Annotated in this window: 16 protein-coding genes; 3 read left to right on the plus strand and 13 right to left on the minus strand. The window is 70.9% G+C overall.

The features are described 5' to 3' along the window. Window positions 1–17 precede the first annotated feature (17 nt). From nusB to EDF40_RS12195, 3 genes are all read right to left on the minus strand, one after another. A complete protein-coding gene (nusB, locus tag EDF40_RS12185; protein ID WP_123339715.1) occupies window positions 18–470 on the minus strand; it encodes a transcription antitermination factor NusB in 453 nt (150 codons plus the stop codon). Between the two features lie 10 nt (window positions 471–480). Next, the gene (gene efp, locus EDF40_RS12190) at window positions 481–1,044 is read right to left on the minus strand and encodes an elongation factor P (RefSeq protein WP_123339716.1); all 564 of its coding nucleotides are present in this window, start codon (window positions 1,042–1,044) and stop codon (window positions 481–483) included. Between the two features lie 91 nt (window positions 1,045–1,135). Then, a complete protein-coding gene (locus EDF40_RS12195) occupies window positions 1,136–2,827 on the minus strand; it encodes an AarF/ABC1/UbiB kinase family protein (protein WP_123339717.1) in 1,692 nt (563 codons plus the stop codon). 437 nt (window positions 2,828–3,264) lie between these two features. Here EDF40_RS12195 and EDF40_RS18895 point away from each other — a divergent pair, with 437 nt between their 5' ends. After that, window positions 3,265–3,444, plus strand: coding sequence for a hypothetical protein (locus EDF40_RS18895; RefSeq protein WP_123671703.1), 180 nt, complete (start codon window positions 3,265–3,267; stop codon window positions 3,442–3,444). Window positions 3,445–3,448: 4 nt separating this feature from the next. Here EDF40_RS18895 and EDF40_RS12200 read toward each other — a convergent pair whose 3' ends face one another. Next, window positions 3,449–4,063 carry a nucleoside deaminase gene (locus EDF40_RS12200; RefSeq protein ID WP_123339718.1) on the minus strand — a complete coding sequence of 205 codons (615 nt, stop codon included), beginning with the start codon at window positions 4,061–4,063 and terminating at the stop codon, window positions 3,449–3,451. A 398-nt stretch (window positions 4,064–4,461) separates the two neighbouring features. Between EDF40_RS12200 and EDF40_RS12205 the strand changes: the two genes are divergently transcribed. Next, entirely contained in the window at window positions 4,462–5,775 is a 1,314-nt protein-coding gene (locus EDF40_RS12205) for an LLM class flavin-dependent oxidoreductase (protein ID WP_123339719.1), read from the plus strand. Here EDF40_RS12205 and aroB read toward each other — a convergent pair. The 9 genes from aroB to EDF40_RS12250 form a co-directional block, all read right to left on the minus strand. Next, window positions 5,772–6,869: a 3-dehydroquinate synthase gene (aroB, locus tag EDF40_RS12210; RefSeq protein WP_173168631.1), complete on the minus strand. Its 1,098-nt coding sequence runs from the start codon at window positions 6,867–6,869 to the stop codon at window positions 5,772–5,774. The two genes, EDF40_RS12205 and aroB, sit on opposite strands and share 4 nt — an antisense overlap. Beyond that, on the minus strand, window positions 6,866–7,522 hold the full coding sequence (locus EDF40_RS12215; protein WP_260212743.1) for a shikimate kinase: 657 nt from the start codon (window positions 7,520–7,522) through the stop codon (window positions 6,866–6,868). The genes aroB and EDF40_RS12215 overlap by 4 nt, the downstream gene beginning before the upstream one ends. Then, a complete protein-coding gene (gene aroC / locus EDF40_RS12220; protein WP_123294309.1) occupies window positions 7,519–8,739 on the minus strand; it encodes a chorismate synthase in 1,221 nt (406 codons plus the stop codon). Before aroC ends, EDF40_RS12215 begins: the two co-directional genes overlap by 4 nt. 43 nt (window positions 8,740–8,782) lie before the next feature. Continuing rightward, window positions 8,783–10,354, minus strand: a complete 1,572-nt coding sequence (gene mltG / locus EDF40_RS12225) for an endolytic transglycosylase MltG (RefSeq protein WP_260212750.1) — start codon at window positions 10,352–10,354, stop codon at window positions 8,783–8,785. Window positions 10,355–10,443: 89 nt separating this feature from the next. Continuing rightward, complete coding sequence (ruvX, locus tag EDF40_RS12230; RefSeq protein WP_173168791.1) at window positions 10,444–10,887, minus strand: Holliday junction resolvase RuvX; 444 nt, start codon at window positions 10,885–10,887, stop codon at window positions 10,444–10,446. An 8-nt stretch (window positions 10,888–10,895) separates the two neighbouring features. Next, the gene (alaS, locus tag EDF40_RS12235) at window positions 10,896–13,553 is read right to left on the minus strand and encodes an alanine--tRNA ligase (RefSeq protein ID WP_123339721.1); all 2,658 of its coding nucleotides are present in this window, start codon (window positions 13,551–13,553) and stop codon (window positions 10,896–10,898) included. An 80-nt stretch (window positions 13,554–13,633) separates the two neighbouring features. After that, a complete protein-coding gene (locus tag EDF40_RS12240) occupies window positions 13,634–13,816 on the minus strand; it encodes a hypothetical protein (protein WP_111083901.1) in 183 nt (60 codons plus the stop codon). A gap of 408 nt (window positions 13,817–14,224) precedes the next feature. Then, complete coding sequence (rpsD, locus tag EDF40_RS12245) at window positions 14,225–14,854, minus strand: 30S ribosomal protein S4 (RefSeq protein ID WP_111083900.1); 630 nt, start codon at window positions 14,852–14,854, stop codon at window positions 14,225–14,227. A 223-nt stretch (window positions 14,855–15,077) separates the two neighbouring features. After that, window positions 15,078–16,454, minus strand: coding sequence for a replication-associated recombination protein A (locus EDF40_RS12250; RefSeq protein ID WP_395862251.1), 1,377 nt, complete (start codon window positions 16,452–16,454; stop codon window positions 15,078–15,080). 108 nt (window positions 16,455–16,562) lie between these two features. Between EDF40_RS12250 and EDF40_RS12255 the strand changes: the two genes are divergently transcribed. After that, window positions 16,563–17,375: a peptidylprolyl isomerase gene (locus EDF40_RS12255; RefSeq protein WP_123339722.1), complete on the plus strand. Its 813-nt coding sequence runs from the start codon at window positions 16,563–16,565 to the stop codon at window positions 17,373–17,375. Window positions 17,376–17,401: the final 26 nt, after the last annotated feature.

Consider the following 17,401-nt stretch of genomic DNA (forward strand, 5'->3'; position numbering starts at 1 on the left):
TGCTGACGTGCACAAGCCTAGCGGGACTCCTGGTCCCCTGCGACCGTCCGACCGGACGGTGCACGACCGCCGGCGACGGCTCCGAGGACACCGTTCACGAAGCCCGCGGAGTCCTCGGTCGAGAGCGACTGGGCGAGCTCGACGGCCTCGGCGATCGCGACGGCGTCCGGCACCTCCGGGTTGAACCGGAGCTCCCAGACGGCCATCCGCAGGATGCAGCGGTCGAGCACCGGCATCCGGGCGATCGACCACCCCTGGGCGTGGTCGATGATGACGGAGTCGATCTCGTGACGGGCCTCGTCGACGCCCGTCACGATCTGCCGCGCGTAGTCCCAGCTCGAGGCGCGCTCGGGCTGGTCCAGGTGACGGACGGTCTCGGTGGCCAGGACGTCCGCGATCGGGAGCTCACGCACCTCGGCCACGTACAGCATGTCGAGGGCGCGCTTACGAGCCTTCGAACGAGCACTCATACAGCGTCGCCTAGGAGTTGACGCGGCCGAGGAAGCTGCCGTCGCGCGTGTCGATCTTCACCGTGGTGCCGCTCTCGAGGTACAGCGGGACCTGGATGCGGTGGCCGGTCGCGACGATGGTCGCGTCCTTGGTACCACCGGAGGAGCGGTCGCCCTGCAGACCCGGCTCGGTCTCGACCTCGGTCACGATCGACGTCGGAAGCTCGACGTAGAGCGGGTTGCCCTCGTTCATCGCGATGGTGACCATCGCGGACTCGAGCAGGTAGTTCTTCGCGTCGCCGACGACCGTCGCCGAGACCGGGATCTGGTCGTAGGTGTCGGTGTCCATGAACACGTACGAGTCGCCGTCCTCGTAGAGGAACTGGTAGTCGCGGCGGTCGACCACGGCGGTGTCGATCTTCGCACCGGCGTTGAAGGTGCGGTCGACGACCTTGCCGGAGACGACGTTCTTCAGCTTCGTGCGGACGAACGCGCCACCCTTGCCGGGCTTGACGTGCTGGAACTCCACGACCGACCACAGCTGTCCGTCGATGATGAGAACGGCGCCGTTCTTGATGTCAGTGGTACTGGCCATGAGTCTTCGGTGTCCCGTTCGGTCGTGTTGTGAAAGGTCTTCGGGCCGCGCTGGGCCCCGGATGAGTGTAGCGGACGCCCGCTCGTCGCCATCAGCGCCGGCGCCGGGCGCGCCAGGAGTCGATCGCCGCCCAGCCGAGCAGCACCACGGCCGCTCCCCCGAGCAGTGACCCGGCCACCGCGGTCGAGATCGCCGCGTCCGGTCGGGCGGGCAGCGCCAGGTAGACGATCGCCAGGATGCCGGCACCGGCGCCGAGCAGCACGAGCAGGATGCGCCGGATCATGCCGGACACGAGCTCGCGGTCGCGGCGGTCCGCGAAGAGCCGGATGTTGACGGTGAACTTGCCCGTCTCGATCGCCTCGCCGATCCGGTCGACCCGGCGCGGCAGCCGTCGGGCCGCGGAGACGACGCCGATCAGCTCCTTCGCCGCCAGGTCGCGCAGCTTGCCGGGGCGAAGTTGGTCGGTGATCTGCTCACGGGCGAGCCCGCGCGACTCCTCGAGCAGGTCGAAGGACGGCGCGAGCGTGCGGAGGGTGCCCTCGAAGATCGCCAGCGCCCGCGCGGCCGCGACGAAGTCCGGCGGCGCCTTGAGCCGGTACCGCCCGAACACCTCGACGGCGTCGTCGACCGTCTCGACGCCGATGCGCGCGCCCGGTCCGAGCTCGTCCGCGACGAAGCGCGCGATGTCCCGACGGAAGTCGGGCTCGTCGTGCGCGTCGCGCACCGGTGCCATCCGCAGGACCGCATCCGCGATCCGCGAGGTGTCGTCCTGCAGGTAGGCGACCAGCAGGTCCTGGACCGTGTCCCGGAGGGTCGGGTCGAGCCTCCCGACCGATCCGAAGTCGATCAACGCGGGCCGCCCGTCGGGCAGCACCAGGACGTTCCCGGGGTGCAGGTCGGCGTGGTACAGACCGTCGAAGACGACCTGGCGCAGGAACGCGCGCAGGATCGCGCGCATCGGGCCGTCGAGGTCGCGGTCCGCACGCTCGGCGCGGATCGCGCTGAGCGTGTCGCCCTCCAGGAACTCCATCACGAGCACGCGGCGCCCGGACAGGTCCGGGTACGGGTCCGGGAACCGGACCTCGTCCGGACGGGCGCTGCGGGCCTGTGCGGCACGCAGGGCGGTGAGGTTCCGCAGCTCGGACACGAAGTCGACCTGGCGGACCAGGTCGTCGGCGTACTGCGCCGCCACGTCCTGCACGCCGACCTGCCGGGCCTCGGTCGACCAGCGCGCCATGAAGCGGACGACGCGGAGCGCGATGTCGACGTCACGGCGGACGGCGGCGTCGATGCCGGGGCGCTGCACCTTGACCGCGACCGCGGTGCCGTCGGGCAGGCGGGCGCGGTGGACCTGGGCGATCGAGGCCGCGGCGACGGGCACCGGGTCGAAGGACGCGAACACCTGGTCGACCGGTGCGCCGAGTTCCTGTTCGAGCAGGGCGAGCACCTGGTCGGCGGGGGCGGCGGTGACGTTGCGCTGCAGGTGGGCGAGGCCCTCGGTCCACTCCTCCGGCAGCAGGTCGTCACGGGTGGAGAGCAGCTGGCCCATCTTCACGAACCCGCCACCGGCCTCTTCCAGCGCACGGCGCAGGTGCTCGGCCTGGCTGCGGCGCAGGTCGGAGGTGGCCGGGTCGTGCGAGAAGTCGAGGCGACGGAACGGGACGAGGCGGTGGCGTCGCGCGATCGACAGCAGTTCGGTGAACCGGCGGCCGCGGGACCGGAGGGTGCCGGTGTCGGCCTCCTGCGAGCCGGACAGGTCGCTCAGTCGGGGTGGGTTGGGCACGTCGTCAGTCTGCTCCCCGCTGCTGGGTCCGCCGGGTGCGCCCGTTGTCGTGCACAGGCCGGGAGGCGCGGTCCGGCATCCACAGGTCGGCTCGCGTGTCGCGTCGGGTCGCGCCCACTGCCGCAGGCTTGCCCCATGGAGACAGCACTGGTCGCGGCGTGCATCGCCGCCGGCGCGCCGATCGTGGCGGCGGTCGTCAGCTGGTTCGGGGCGTTCCAGAGCCGGCGGACGACCGATCGAGATCACGCCTGGAAGCGGTTCACCTGGTCGCTCGCCAAGCCACGAGGCGGCCGTGCATACGACATTTCGAGAACTGTGCTCCGGGAACTCGAGACCGTACGGTGGTGGTCGAAGGCGGACCGACGGCTCGCCACTCGTGCACTCCGGAGGCGAACCGCCGCCGATCACGTCCACCCTGAGGAAGAGGAGTCCACCTGATGCCGATCTTGCGACCCTTGCCGGATGCGCCCGACGTGGACGCGGACGACGACGTGCTCTTCGCGTGGGACAACGGAGCCACCGTCGCGGAGTTCCGGGAATGGCAGCGGACCGGCGTCCTCACCGTGTCGATGCACGTCAAGTGGTGGTGGCGACGGACGCGGCGGGTGTTGCGCTGACGGGTCAGGCACCGCTGCCGTTGTAGCGCGCGGTGGCGCCCGACTCGACCAGGTCGCGGTAGCGCTCGAGCGCCGCCTCGGCACCGGTGCCGTGCTCCTGGTGCACGTCGATCCCCCGAGCAACGAGCTGCTCGCGCCAGTCCCCCGGCACCGGTCCCTCGTCGAAGCCCGTGATCCGCTCGACCGTGGCGCCGTCGGCGGCGAACTCCAGCGCGGAGACCCCCGACCACAGCAGGGCACCGAAGCACATCACGCACGGTTGGGCGTTCACGACGAGCACGCGCCGGTGGCCGACGTCGCGGCCGAGGTTCCAGACCCCCGTCCGAGCCTGTGCGAGTCCGAGGGTGACGACCTCGGCGTGCATCGACGACAGGTTGGTGTGCAGCACCAGGTTCACCCCGAGGGCGACGACCGCGCCGGTGTCCTCGTCGACGACGGCCGCCGCGAACGGACCGCCGGTGCCCTCCTCGACGTTCCGTTCGGCGAGGGCGTTCACGAGCGCGAACCGCTCCGCACGGGTGCCGAGGTGTTCCGGAGCAGCGGCCTGCGCGTCGCGGAGCCAGTCGGGGACGCCGACACGGAGCTCGGTCGGGAACGGGGCGAGGGCTGCTGCAGACATGCGGCGACGCTAACGGCGCATCGTTTCGACGGTGTTTCCCGATCGAAACGATGCCGAAACACCGCGCCCGTAGCGTCGTCCACCACCGGCTCGAGCCGGTGAGAGAACGCGACACGAGCACGGGAGACAGGGGGGGGCGACGATGACGGCACACCACGCGACCGCCGCGTCCCGCTGCTGGCCCCGGGGCGCCATCGCGCACGGACACTGACGTCCGTCCGACCGACCGACCGTTCGTCCGTCTGACCGCCGCGCGCCGATCCGCCGGGCGGTCCACGTGCTCTGGAGCGCGCTGTCTCGCCGAGCCGCGCCGATCCGCGCACCCTGCTCCGTGCCTCCCGGCCGTCCGCCGGACGCACCCACCCACCTGCTCCGCCGTCCCCTCCGATTGGACCCCCGTGACCACGATCCACCTCGCAGTGTTCCTGTTCCCCGGATACCACCTCGGCGCCTGGCGCCTGCCGGACGCCGTCCCCGAGCTCGACCTCGGCATCGACCACTACGTCCGCGCCGCCGAACTCGCCGAGGCGGCGAAGCTCGACGCCCTGTTCTTCGAGGACCAGGCCGCAGTCCGACGCAGCAACGACATCCTGGCCGGCGACACCTACGGTGCCGCGAACCCCCGCTCGATCCACTTCGACCCGACGATGCTCCTGCCCGCCCTGGCGATGCGGACCACACACCTGGGTCTCGCGGCGACGTCGACCACGACCTTCAACGACCCCTACAACCTCGCGCGGCGGTTCTCGACCCTCGACCACATCAGCAAGGGCCGCGCGGGGTGGAACCTCGTGACGTCCTTCAACGAGGACGAAGCCCAGAACTTCGGACTCGACGCCCACGTGCAGCACGCCGCCCGGTACGAGCGGGCGAGCGAGTTCGTCGACGTCGTCACCGGGCTCTGGGACTCGTGGGACCCGGACGCGATCGTGCGCGACAAGGAGTCCGGCACCTACTTCGACATCGAGAAGATGCGGTTCCTGCAGCACGACGGCGAGCACTTCCGCGTGCGAGGACCGCTGACGACGGGTCGGAGTCCGCAGGGACGGCCTGTCGTGTTCCAGGCGGGTGCGTCGGAGCCGGGCCGCGCACTCGCGGCGCGCACCGCCGACGTCGTGTTCACCCTGCAGTCCGACCCGGACGAGAGCCGTGCGTTCCGCGACGACATCCGGGCGCGCGCCGAACGGTTCGGCCGCGACCCCGATCACGTCAAGGTGCTCGTCGGGATGACCCCGATCGTCGGCGACACCGACCAGGACGCACGCGACCTCGCCGACCGGATGATGGCGTTGATCCCCGACGACCTGGCACTGAGCAACCTGAAGCCCCTCGCCGGTGGCGTCGACTTCCGGCAGTTCGACCTCGACGCGCCCGTGCCGGAGCTGCCCGAGTCGAACGCCGGCAAGTCACACCGTGCAGCGATCATGGCGGTGTCGCGGCAACAGGGACTGTCGGTCATCGAGACCGCCCGGTACTTCGCCGAGGGCAGTTACCGGAAGATGATCGGGTCACCGTCAACGATCGCCGACACCATGCAGGCGTGGTCGGAGGCCGGGGCGTGCGACGGGTTCCTGGCGGTGCCGACGCACTTCCCGGCCGGGGTCGAGGACTTCACCCAGAAGGTCGTGCCGGAGCTGCAGCGCCGCGGACTGCACCGCACCGAGTACACCGGACCGCACCTGCGCGACCACCTGGGCGTGCAGAAGTACTAGACGCCGACCTCTTGGTAGGCGGTGAACAGCAGGTGGTCCTCGGGGCCCTCGAGGATCACCGGCTTGCCGACACCGTCGAGGATGATGAACCGGAGCATGCCGGCACGGGCCTTCTTGTCGCGACGCATCGCGGCGAGGAGGCCCTGCCACCGGCCGAGACCGTACGACGTCGGCAGGTCCAGGGAGTCCAGGATCGCCCGGTGCCGGTCCACGGTCGCGTCGTCGAGGTGGCCCGTCAGGCGTGCGAGCTCGGCGGCGAACACCATGCCGACCGACACCGCAGCACCGTGCCGCCACTGGTACCGCTCCGCGTGCTCGATGGCGTGCCCGAGCGTGTGACCGTAGTTCAGGATCTCGCGTCGTCCCTGCTCGGTGAAGTCGTCGGACACGACCTCGGCCTTCAGGGCGATGGCGAGTTCGACCACGCGGCGGAACTCCGGCGACGTCGGGTCGGTGACGCGGGCGACGTCGGCCTCGATGATGTCCAGGATCTCCGGCACGGCGATGAACCCGGCCTTCACGATCTCGGCGAAGCCGGTGAGGATCTCGTTGCGCGGCAGGGTGCGGACGAGGTCGAGGTCGGCGACCACCGCGCGCGGGGCGGAGAAGGAACCGACGAGGTTCTTGCCCTCGTTCGTGTTGATGCCGGTCTTCCCACCCACGCTGGCGTCCACCATGCCGAGCACGCTCGTCGGCACCGACACGTACGGCACCCCGCGCAGCCACGTCGCCGCGACGAAGCCCGCCAGGTCGGTGACGGCACCGCCGCCGAGGCCGATGACGGCGTCGGTGCGGGTGAAGTCGGACTGGCCCATGATCTGCCAGCAGAACGACGCGACCTCGATGCGCTTGGCGGCCTCGGCGTCGGGCACCTCGGCGATGAGGGCTTCGAGGCCGGCGTCGACGAGCAGGTCGCGCAGGTCGTTCGCCCGCGCACCGAGGGTCGGGGCGTGCACGATGAGGACCTTGGCGACGCGAGGGCCGAGGATCGCGGGCAGCGAGCCGAGCAGGCCCGAGCCGACCGCCACCACGTAGCCGTCGTCACCGCCGACGCGGATCTCGGTGGTGCCTGCGGGCAGGATCGGGTCGGTCACGGTGCTCCTTCGGTGGTGGTGCTGGTGTCGTCGCGTCGGCTGGCGCCGCTGTCGCCGCTGGCGCTGCTGGCGCTGCTGTCGCCGCTGGCGCTGCTGTCGCTCCGCAGCCAGGTGACGACCTCGTCGACCACCCGGGACATCGGACGGCGCGACGTGTCGACGACGACGTGCGCGAGCTCGGCGTAGGTCGCCGCGCGCTCGTCCATGATCGTCTGCCAGGCGTCGATGCCGCCGTTCGCGAGCAGGGGCCGGTCCGAGCCGGCGATCCGCTCGGCGACGGCCTCGGGCGAGACGGTGAGCAGGACGATGCGGGCGCCGGACAGTGCCTCGCGGGTGGCGGCGTGCGTCACTGCTCCGCCGCCGACGGCGATGACGCCCCCGGTGCCGAGGGCGGTCCGGACGGCGTCGGCCTCGAGTGCACGGAAGGCCGGCTCACCGCGGTCGGAGAAGATGCCGGGGATCGGGCCGTGCTCGCGGACGATGACCCGGTCGGTGTCGGTGAACGGCACGCCCAGCGCCTTCGCGACGCGCTTGCCGACGCTGGACTTGCCGGCGCCCATCGGGCCGATCACGACGACGGGCGCAGCCGGACCTCGTGCGGCGCCGCCGGACGGGGCACCCCCGGGCGCGGCGCCGCCGCCGTTCCTGCTCACGACGCGTCGGCCGGTGCCGCCGGCTCCGTCCGACGGGTGCGGAGCGTCTCCGGGATCGACGCGAGGTAGGCGTCGAGGTTGCGCTTGGTCTCGACGACGTTGTCGCCGCCGAACTTCTCGAGCACGGCGTCGGCGAGCACGAGCGCCACCATCGCCTCGGCCACGACCCCGGCGGCCGGGACCGCGCAGACGTCGGACCGCTGGTGGTGCGCCGAGGCGTCCTCGCCCGAGACGACGTCGACGGTGTGCAGCGCGTGCGGCACGGTCGCGATCGGCTTCATGCCGGCACGGACGCGCAGGACGGTGCCCGTGGACATGCCGCCCTCGGTGCCGCCGGCGCGGTCGCTCGTCCGGTAGATCTCGCCGTCCTCGCGGTAGAGCTCGTCGTGGGCCGCGGAGCCGCGACGACCAGCGGTCGCGAAGCCGTCGCCGACCTCGACGCCCTTGATCGCCTGGATGCCCATGATCGCCGCGGCCAGACGGGCGTCGAGCCGACGGTCCCACTGCACGTGCGAACCGAGCCCCGGCGGGACGCCGTAGAACAGCACCTCGACGACGCCGCCCAGGGTGTCGCCGTCCTTCTTCGCGGCCTCGACCTCGGTCACCATGCGCGCCGAGGTGTCGGCGTCGAAGCAGCGCAGCTGGTCGTCGTCGAGACGGTCGACGTCGTCGGGCAGCGGCAGGTCGGTGCCGTCCGGCACGCGGACCGTGCCGACCTGCAGGGTGTGCGCGACCGACCGCATGCCGAGTTCGGCGAGGAAGGACTTCGCGACGGCGCCGAGCGCGACGCGGGCCGCGGTCTCACGGGCGCTCGCACGCTCGAGGATCGGGCGGGCCTCGTCGAAGCCGTACTTCTGCATGCCGACCAGGTCGGCGTGGCCCGGGCGCGGGCGGGTCAGCGGAGCGCTGCGGCCACGCGACATCTCGGTGGACTCGACCGGCTCGGGGTTCATGACCTCGACCCACTTCGGCCACTCGGTGTTGCCGATCCGGATCGCGATCGGGCTGCCGAGCGAGAACCCGTGCCGGACACCGCCGGACACGTGCAGCTCGTCCTGTTCGAACTTCATGCGCGAGCCACGGCCGTAGCCGAGCTTGCGGCGCGCGAGATCGGTACGGATGGACTCGAACGACACCGGGACACCCGCGGGCAGGCCCTCGAGCATCGCGATCAGTTCGGGTCCGTGGGACTCACCAGCAGTCAACCAACGAAGCATGGAGCAATCCTCCCACAGCGCACCGGCGTGCGACGTCGCCGTCCTACTGGTAATCGGGGTGCGCGCGGAGCCAGGCCTGGAACTGCTTCACGGCGACGAGGTGCTGGGCGTACGTGTCCGAGAACACCGTCTCGCCCGTCTCGAGGTTCACCGTCACGAAGTACTCCCAGTTCCCCGTCGCCATCTTCGTCACCGCGGTGATCGCGACGTCGCCCGGGTTCGAGATCGGTGCCGGCGGCAGTCCGTCGTGCACGTAGGTGTTGTACTCGTTGGACGCGTCGGCGCGCTCCGCGTCGGTCGTCGTGACGGTGTGCGTGTTGCCCGTGCCGTAGGCGACCGTGGCGTCGGACTGCAGCTTCATGCCCTTGTCGAGGCGGTTCTGGAACACCCGTGCGACCTTCGGGTAATCGGCCGCGAGTCCGGCTTCCTTCTGCACGAGCGATGCGAACACGATCACGTGCTCCTGGTCGGCCTCGGCGACGCCCGCTTCGGACAGGCGCTCCTTCATCGTGTCGACCATCGACTTGAAGTACTGCTCCGCCGTCCACCCCGGGTTGATCGGGTACGTCGCGGGGAACAGCCAGCCCTCGAGCGTGGTGACGCCGGACGGCAGCCCGTAGGCGGACAGGTCCTTCGCTGCCGCGTCGACCTCGGCCTTGGTCAGTCCGGCCTTGGAGACCATGCCGGCTTCGATGTCGGCCAGCGCGGTGCCCTCGGGGATCACGATCGAGGCCTGCACGCGGTTCTTCTCGTCCTGCAGCGCGGCCAGCGCCGACTTCGAGCTCATCTGCTTCTTCAGCGAGTACGAACCCGGCTGGAACTGCACGTCGGGTGACGCCAGCAGCAGCTTGTAGAAGACCTTCGAGTCCTTCACGACCCCGCTGCGCTGCAACGTCGCGGCGACGTTCTCGCCGATGTCGCCCTGCTTGATCGTGATGGTCACCTTGGCCTTGCCGGTGCCCGTGTAGTCATCCGGCTCCTGCGCGCCGCTGACCGCGGCGACGATCTGCTGGATCTTCGGGGCGGCGAACGCGTACGCGCTCACACCGACAGCGAGGACCACGGCGACGATGACGATGCCGGCGATGAGCGGGCCGCGACGGCGCTTCGGTCGCGGTTCGCGCGGCGGCCTGGAGGCTCCCCCGCGTCCGCCACGGCCACCACGACCGCCGCCTCCCGCGGCTCCACCGCCGCCGGTGCGCCCGGCGTCGTCGGTACCGTCGGATCCGGCTCCGCCGGCGGCGGGCGCCGAGGGCACCTCGCCGGTCAGCAGCGCGGCGACCTCGGGATGGAGGTCCGGCGCCACCTGCTGCGGCTGCGCGGGCTCCGGTACCGGCTGCTCACGCGGCGCGGTCGAATCGGGGTCCACGCGGTCGGCGGCGGCGGGCTCCTCGGGTGCCGGCTCGGAGTCGGGCCCGGGAACGGCGTCGCGACGAGCGCGTTCCGCTTCGAGCGCCCGAGCCTCGCGACGGGACATCGGACGGTCCGGCTGCGAGGTCACCCGCGCGGAGTCGTCACGGTCATCGGTACCTGCTGCGCGGTCGGAAGTGGTCTTCCGCCGCTCGGCTTCGTTGCCGGGCGCGATGATCGCGTTCCAGTCCAGATCGTCTGCCAACGGTTCTCGGTCTCTCGGTCGGGAACTCCGCCTGGGCACCGTCGTCCTCGGGTGACGGAAGGGCGGCCGGATCGCGGTGGGTCGCCCTGTCAGGGAAGCGTGGTGCCCGGAGGGGCACCGGCACTGCGCTCGTGGTCGAGCGCGTGTTGCAGAATGATAACAGCGGCCGCTTGGTCGATCACGGACCGCGACTTCTTCGTGTTCTTGCCGGCCTGGTGCAGTCCGCGTTGGGCGGTCACCGTGGACAATCGTTCGTCGACCAGCCGGACCGGGCGGCGCTCGGCGATCCGGGCCGCGAACGCCCGCGCGTCGTCCGTCGACGGGGTGTCGCCGCCGGACATCGACAGGGGCAGTCCGACGACGAGCTCGAGCACGTCGTACTCGTCCGCGATCTCGAGGATCCGACGCAGGTCGGTCGAGTCGTCGCGGCGCACGGTCTCGACCGGCGTCGCGAGCAACCCGTCGCGGTCGCACACGGCGATCCCGATCCGGGCACGGCCGACGTCCACGCCGAGCCGACGCCCGGACCGGATCGCCACGATCAGCCCGCGATCCGAGCGGTCACGGCGCGGAGCGCAGCCGGGAGCGCCGCCGGGTCGGTGCCGCCGCCCTGGGCCAGGTCCGGCTTGCCGCCGCCGCCACCACCGAGCACACCGGCGGCCTCCTTGGCGAGCGGACCCGCCTGGACGCCCGCGGAGCGCGCCGCGTCGTTGGTCGCGACGATCACGATCGGCTTCCCGCTCACCACGGCACCGAGCACGACGACGGCAGCGCCGTCACCGAGCTGTGCGCGGACCCCGGTCGCCAGCGAGCGCAGGTCGTCGCCGGACTGCAGGCCGTCGACGGTCTCGGCCACGACGGTGGTCGTGCCGACGGTCGTCGCGGTCCGGGCGATCGACGGGACCCGCTGCTGCAGGTTCGCCGACTCGTACTCGGCGATCCGCTTCTGCGCGATGCGGAGATCCTCCATGAGCGACTGCACGCGCGTGGGCAGGTCGGCACGGGGCGCCTTCAGCGCGCTGGAGAGCTGCGAGACGATGGTCCGCTCGACCGCCAGGTCACGGAAGCCCTCGAGCCCGACGAGCGCCTCGACGCGGCGGTTGGTCGACCCGACGCTCGACTCCCCCACCAGGTTGACGAGTCCGATCTGGGCGCTCGACGCGACGTGCGTCCCACCGCAGAGCTCGCGCGACCACGGACCGCCGATGTCGACCATGCGGACCTCGGCGCCGTACTTCTCACCGAAGAGCGCCTGCGCACCGAGCGCCTTGGCCTCGTCGATCGGCATGATGCGCGTGGAGACCTCGAGGTCGGTGCGGATCGCGGTGTTGACGACCTCCTCGATCTCGGAGCGGGTCGCGAGCGAGATCGGCTGCGACCACGAGAAGTCGAGGCGCATGTAGCCGGACTTGTTGTACGAACCCGCCTGCAGCGCCTCGGGGCCGAGGATGTCGCGGAGCGCGGCGTTCACCAGGTGCGTCGCGGAGTGCGCCTGCGTGGCGCCGCGGCGGTACTCGGCGTCGACCACGGTGCTCGCCGCGTCGCCCACGCCGACCTCGCCGGAGCGGACCTGGACGGTGTGGCTCCAGAGGCCGGCGACGGGACGCTGGACGTCGAGGACCTCGAGGTCGAAGCCGTTGCCGACGATCGATCCCTGGTCGGCGTCCTGACCACCCGACTCGGCGTACAGCGACGTCTCGCCGAGGACGACCTCGGCGATGTCGCCCGCCACGGCCCGGTCGACGCTGACGCCGCCGACGATGATGCCGAGCACGTTCGTCTCGGCCTCGAGCGCGTCGTAGCCGAGGAAGACCGTCTCGCCCTTCGCCCGGAACGCGCTGTACACGCTCAGGTCGGCGATCGCGGTCTTCTTGCTCTTCGCGTCGGCCTTCGCCCGGGCACGCTGCTCGGACATCAGGGTCTCGAACGCGGTCCGGTCGACGTGGACCCCGGCCTCTTCGGCCATCTCCATCGTCAGGTCGATCGGGAACCCGAAGGTGTCGTGCAGCAGGAACGCGGTGTCCCCGCCGATGGACGGCGCACCGTCCTGCTTCGCGCGCTCGACGGCGACGTCGAGGATCGTCGTGCCCTGCGCGAGCGTGCGGAGGAACGTCTCCTCTTCCGCGTAGGCGATCCGCGCGATGCGGTCGTAGTCGGAGGCGACCTCGGGGTAGGCGTCGCGCATCGCGTCGCGGGACGCCGGGAACAGCTCCGGGAACGTCGCGGTCTCGACCCCGAGCAGGCGCATCGCACGGACCGTGCGACGCAGCAGCCGACGCAGGATGTACCCGCGGCCTTCGTTCGACGGGCTCACACCGTCGGCGATGAGCATGAGCGCGGAGCGCACGTGGTCCGCGATGACGCGCATGCGGACGTCGTCCTCGTGCACGGCGCCGTAGCGGCGGCCGGAGATCTCGGACGCGCGGTCGAGGACGGGGCGGACCTGGTCGATCTCGTACATGTTGTCGACGCCCTGCTTGATGAAGGCGACGCGCTCGAGCCCCATGCCGGTGTCGATGTTCTTGTTCGGCAGCTCGCCGGTGATCTCGAAGTCGTACTTCGAGCGGACGTCCGCGATCTGGTACTGCATGAACACGAGGTTCCAGATCTCGACGTACCGGTCGTCGTCGGTGGCCGGGCCGCCGTCGATGCCGTACTCGGGCCCGCGGTCGAAGAAGATCTCGGAGCAGGGGCCTGCGGGTCCGGGCTGGCCGGTGGACCAGTAGTTCGTGTCCTTGCCGAGGCGCTGGATGCGTTCCTCGGGCAGGGAGGAGTGCTGCTTCCAGAACGCGATCGCCTCGTCGTCGTCCTCGTAGACCGTCACCCACAGGTCGTCGGGCGAGAAGCCGAGTCCGCCGTCGGACTCCGGGTTGGTCAGGAACTCCCAGGCGAACTGGATCGCCTGCTCCTTGAAGTAGTCGCCGAACGAGAAGTTGCCGTTCATCTGGAAGAACGTGCCGTGGCGAGGGGTCTTGCCGACCTCTTCGATGTCGTTCGTGCGGATGCACTTCTGCACGCTCGTGGCACGGGGGTACGGCGCGGGGACGAGCCCGGTCAGGTACGGGATGAACGGCACCATGCCGGCGACCGTGAAGAGGAGCGACGGGTCGTCGGAGACGAGGGACGCGGACGGGACGACGGTGTGGCCGCGGTCACCGAAGTACTGGAGCCAACGGCGGCGGATCTCTGCGGTCTGCATGGTGCTTCCTGCGTTCAGGTCGGGGGTGGGAGGTGGAGGCGGGTCGACGGTGCGGCCGGACCGCGGTGGAGCTCGACGACTCAGACGTCGGTGCGGAGCTCGGCCCCGCGGGACCGGTACCCGTCGGCGACCGCGCCCGTGAAGGCCTTCGTGCTCGCGTCGACGACGGCGAAGAGCCGTGCGCCTCCGGGGGTCCTGGCGACCTGGTGCGCCACGGCGAACCCGATGACGACGCCGACCGCGACGAAGAACAGCTGCTTCACGGTGCCTCTCCCTCTGTGCACCCTGGCGGTGCATGCCCGGACAAGCTTAGCCGCCGGGCACTTCGACGCGTCCCCGTCCGCAAGACGCCGTCGTGTCGGCACAACGCCGCCGAAACCGGCGGCGTCTCACGTAGCTGGAGGCGTATCGCCGAGACGCCGGCGTGTTGCGGCCGACCACGGACCGGACGGGAGGCGGTGCGCACGTCGCGGCCCGAGCCTCCCGTCCGCCCGTGACCGCGCCCACTGCCCCGAGCAAGACGCCGTCGTGTCCGCACGACGCCGCCGACACCGGCTGCGTCTCGCGCACCCGGAGGCGTATCGCCGAGACGACGTCGTGTTGCGGGCCGGAACGCCGAACGGCGGGCCGTCCTCGAGAGGACGACCCGCCGTTCGGGTGTGATCAGTGGATCAGCGAGCTGCGTAGTACTCGACGACGAGCTGCACTTCACAGGTCACGGGGACCTCGGCGCGCTTCGGGCGACGCACGAGGCGGGCCTGGAGCTTGTCGATCTCGACCTCGAGGTAACCCGGCACCTTCGGCAGGACTTCCTGGTGGCCACCGGCAGCGGCGACCTGGAAGGGCTCCATCGACTCGGACTTCGGCTTGACGTGGATCAGCTGGCCCTCCTTGACGCGGAAGGAGGGGCGGTCCACGAGCTTGCCGTCGACCAGCAGGTGACGGTGCACGATCAGCTGACGGGCCTGCGCGGTGGTGCGGGCGAAGCCGGCACGGACCACGAGGGCGTCGAGGCGCTGCTCGAGGAGCTCGACCAGGTTCTCACCGGTCAGGCCCTTCGTCTTGCGGGCCTCTTCGAAGACGATGCGGAGCTGCTTCTCGCGGATGCCGTACTGGGCGCGCAGACGCTGCTTCTCACGGAGGCGGACGGCGTAGTCGCTGTCCGCACGACGGCGCGTACGGCCGTGCTCACCGGGGCCGTAGGGGCGCTTCTCGAGGTAACGGGCCGCCTTCGGCGTCAGCGGGATGCCGAGTGCGCGCGACAGGCGGGTCTTGCTGCGGGTACGTGACTTGGTAGACACAGGGTCCTTTTCTCTGTTCGAACTGAATACTCACCGGAGGCCGGGCACGCGAGTGCCCGCGGCCCCGACGACGGGATCCAGAGGGATGAGCCTGTGGGATCGGACGGCTACAGTCCGAACCTCTGCCCCCGTACCACCGGAGTGGCACTCTGTCCTCAACGCAGCCGTGCTCGAGGACCAGGACGTAGGCCCGGCAATGCTAGCAGGAAGTCGACGTGCCGTCCTACTGCCCGCGGGTGATCTTCCGGAGTCGTTCGAGCCGCGGACCGACCTCGCGCTCGTAGCCGTTCGCCGTCGGGGTGTAGTACTCGGTGCCCTCGAGCGCATCGGGCAGGTACTGCTGCTCGGCGACCCCGTGCTCGGCGTCGTGCGAGTAGACGTAGCCCTTGCCGTGGCCGAGTCGCTTCGCCCCGGCGTAGTGCGCGTCGCGCAGGTGCATCGGCACGGTGCCCATCCGGCCGGCCTTGACGTCCGCCATCGCCGCGTTCACACCGTTGTAGGCGGCGTTCGACTTCGGCGCGGTCGCCAGGTACACGACGGCTTCGGCCAGGGGGATGCGGCCCTCGGGCATGCCGATGAGCTGCACGGCCTGAGCCGCCGCGACGGCGATGGGCAGCGCCTGCGGGTCCGCCATACCGATGTCCTCGGACGCCGAGATGATGATCCGGCGCGCGATGAACCGGGAGTCCTCGCCCGCCTCGATCATCCTCGCGAGGTAGTGCAGCGCGGCGTCGACGTCGCTCCCCCGCACCGACTTGATGAAGGCGCTGATGACGTCGTAGTGCTCGTCGCCCTGCCGGTCGTACCGCAGGAGTGCACGGTCGACGGCCGCGGCGACGGTGTCCGCGTCGACCACCGGCACGGTGTCGTCGTCGTCGTCGTCCTGGGCCGCGGTGGCCGAGGCCGCTGCGGCTTCGAGCGCCGTGAGGGCGCGTCGGGCGTCACCCGAGGCCAGCCGGACGATGGCCCCACGTGCCTCGTCACCGAGGACGACCGCGCCACCGAGGCCGCGGGGGTCCTCCACCGCACGGTCGACGAGCATGCCGAGGTCGGCGTCGGTGAGCGGCTTGAGCGTCAGGAGCAGGGACCGGGACAGCAGCGGGGAGATGACCGAGAACGACGGGTTCTCGGTGGTGGCCGCGATGAGGATCACCCACCCGTTCTCGACACCGGGCAGCAGGGCGTCCTGCTGGGCCTTGCTGAACCGGTGGATCTCGTCGAGGAACAGCACCGTCGTGGACCCGTACAGGTCGCGGTGGGTGAGGGCCTTCTCCATGACCTCGCGCACGTCCTTGACGCCGGCGGTGACCGCGGAGAGCTCGACGAACTCGCGCCCGGACTGCCGCGCGATGGCCTGCGCCAACGTGGTCTTGCCGGTGCCGGGAGGGCCCCAGAGGATGACCGACACACCGCCCGGGTTGTCGCGGGTACCGGTGGCGAGCTGCACGAGCGGCGACCCGCGGCCGAGCAGGTGCTGCTGCCCGGCGACCTCGTCGAGGCTGGTCGGGCGCATCCGTACCGCGAGTGGGACGGAGCCCTGCGCGAGACCGGCGCGACCGCCCGTCGTGGGCGCGCGCATGCTCGAACGGTCCGCTGCCATGCACCAATCGTAGGCCGACCCACTGACAGCCCCGCGCCTCCCAGGCCGTTGATGGTGACGACTCGGATACGCTCGTTCCACACTGCGACGAGAGGGCAGAACAGCACCGTGGCACCGAAGAACCCAGCGCGCGACAACCGCGAGGCGCGCGAGCGCCTCCGTCTCTACCAGGCCCGCCAGGGACTCCACGACCGGCAGCGCCGTCGGCGGGTGCGCGACAACCTGGTCGGCGCCGGTGTCCTCGTGCTGGTCGCCGCCCTGGCCACCGGGTCACAGCTCGCCTTCGCGGGCTCGCAGGGGAACGGGTCGGCGGACGCCAGCGCGAGCGCCACCGCCACACCGACGCCCTCGGCCAGCGCCACGGCGGCGAACACGGGCGACGTGCCGAGCAAGGAGATCGCCAAGGGCGCGACCTGGACGGGCTCGCTGACGCTCAACAAGTCGATCGACCTCGGCATCGAACTGGACGGCGCGAAGGCCCCGCAGGCCGCGAGCGTCGAGATCTCGTTGATCAAGGAGCAGTTCTACAACGGCACCACCTGCCACCGGCTGGCCGACAGCGACGGGCTGAAGTTCCTGCAGTGCGGTTCGGCGAACGGCGACGGCACGGGCGACGCCGGGTTCGAGTACGGCCCGCTCGAGAACGTCCCGAGCGACGGGGTCTACGACGAGGGCACCATCGCGATCGCGCGATCGACGTCGCCGTACTCGCAGTCGACCCAGTTCTTCATCGTCTACGGCGACACCACGCTCGACGGCTCCACGGGCGGCTACACGGTCGTCGGGAAGGTCACGAGCGGCCTGTCCGAACTCGAATCGAAGATCGCCGCGAAGGGCATCTCGTCGCCCGGCCAGGACGGCACCGGTGAGCCGAAGGTGGCGACGACGATCACCGCCGCGACCATCGCCCAGGAGAAGTAGTCCACAAGCCGTTGCGTCCGGCGGGC

Source organism: Curtobacterium sp. PhB170 (genome assembly GCF_003752345.1).
Lineage (GTDB): Bacteria > Actinomycetota > Actinomycetes > Actinomycetales > Microbacteriaceae > Curtobacterium.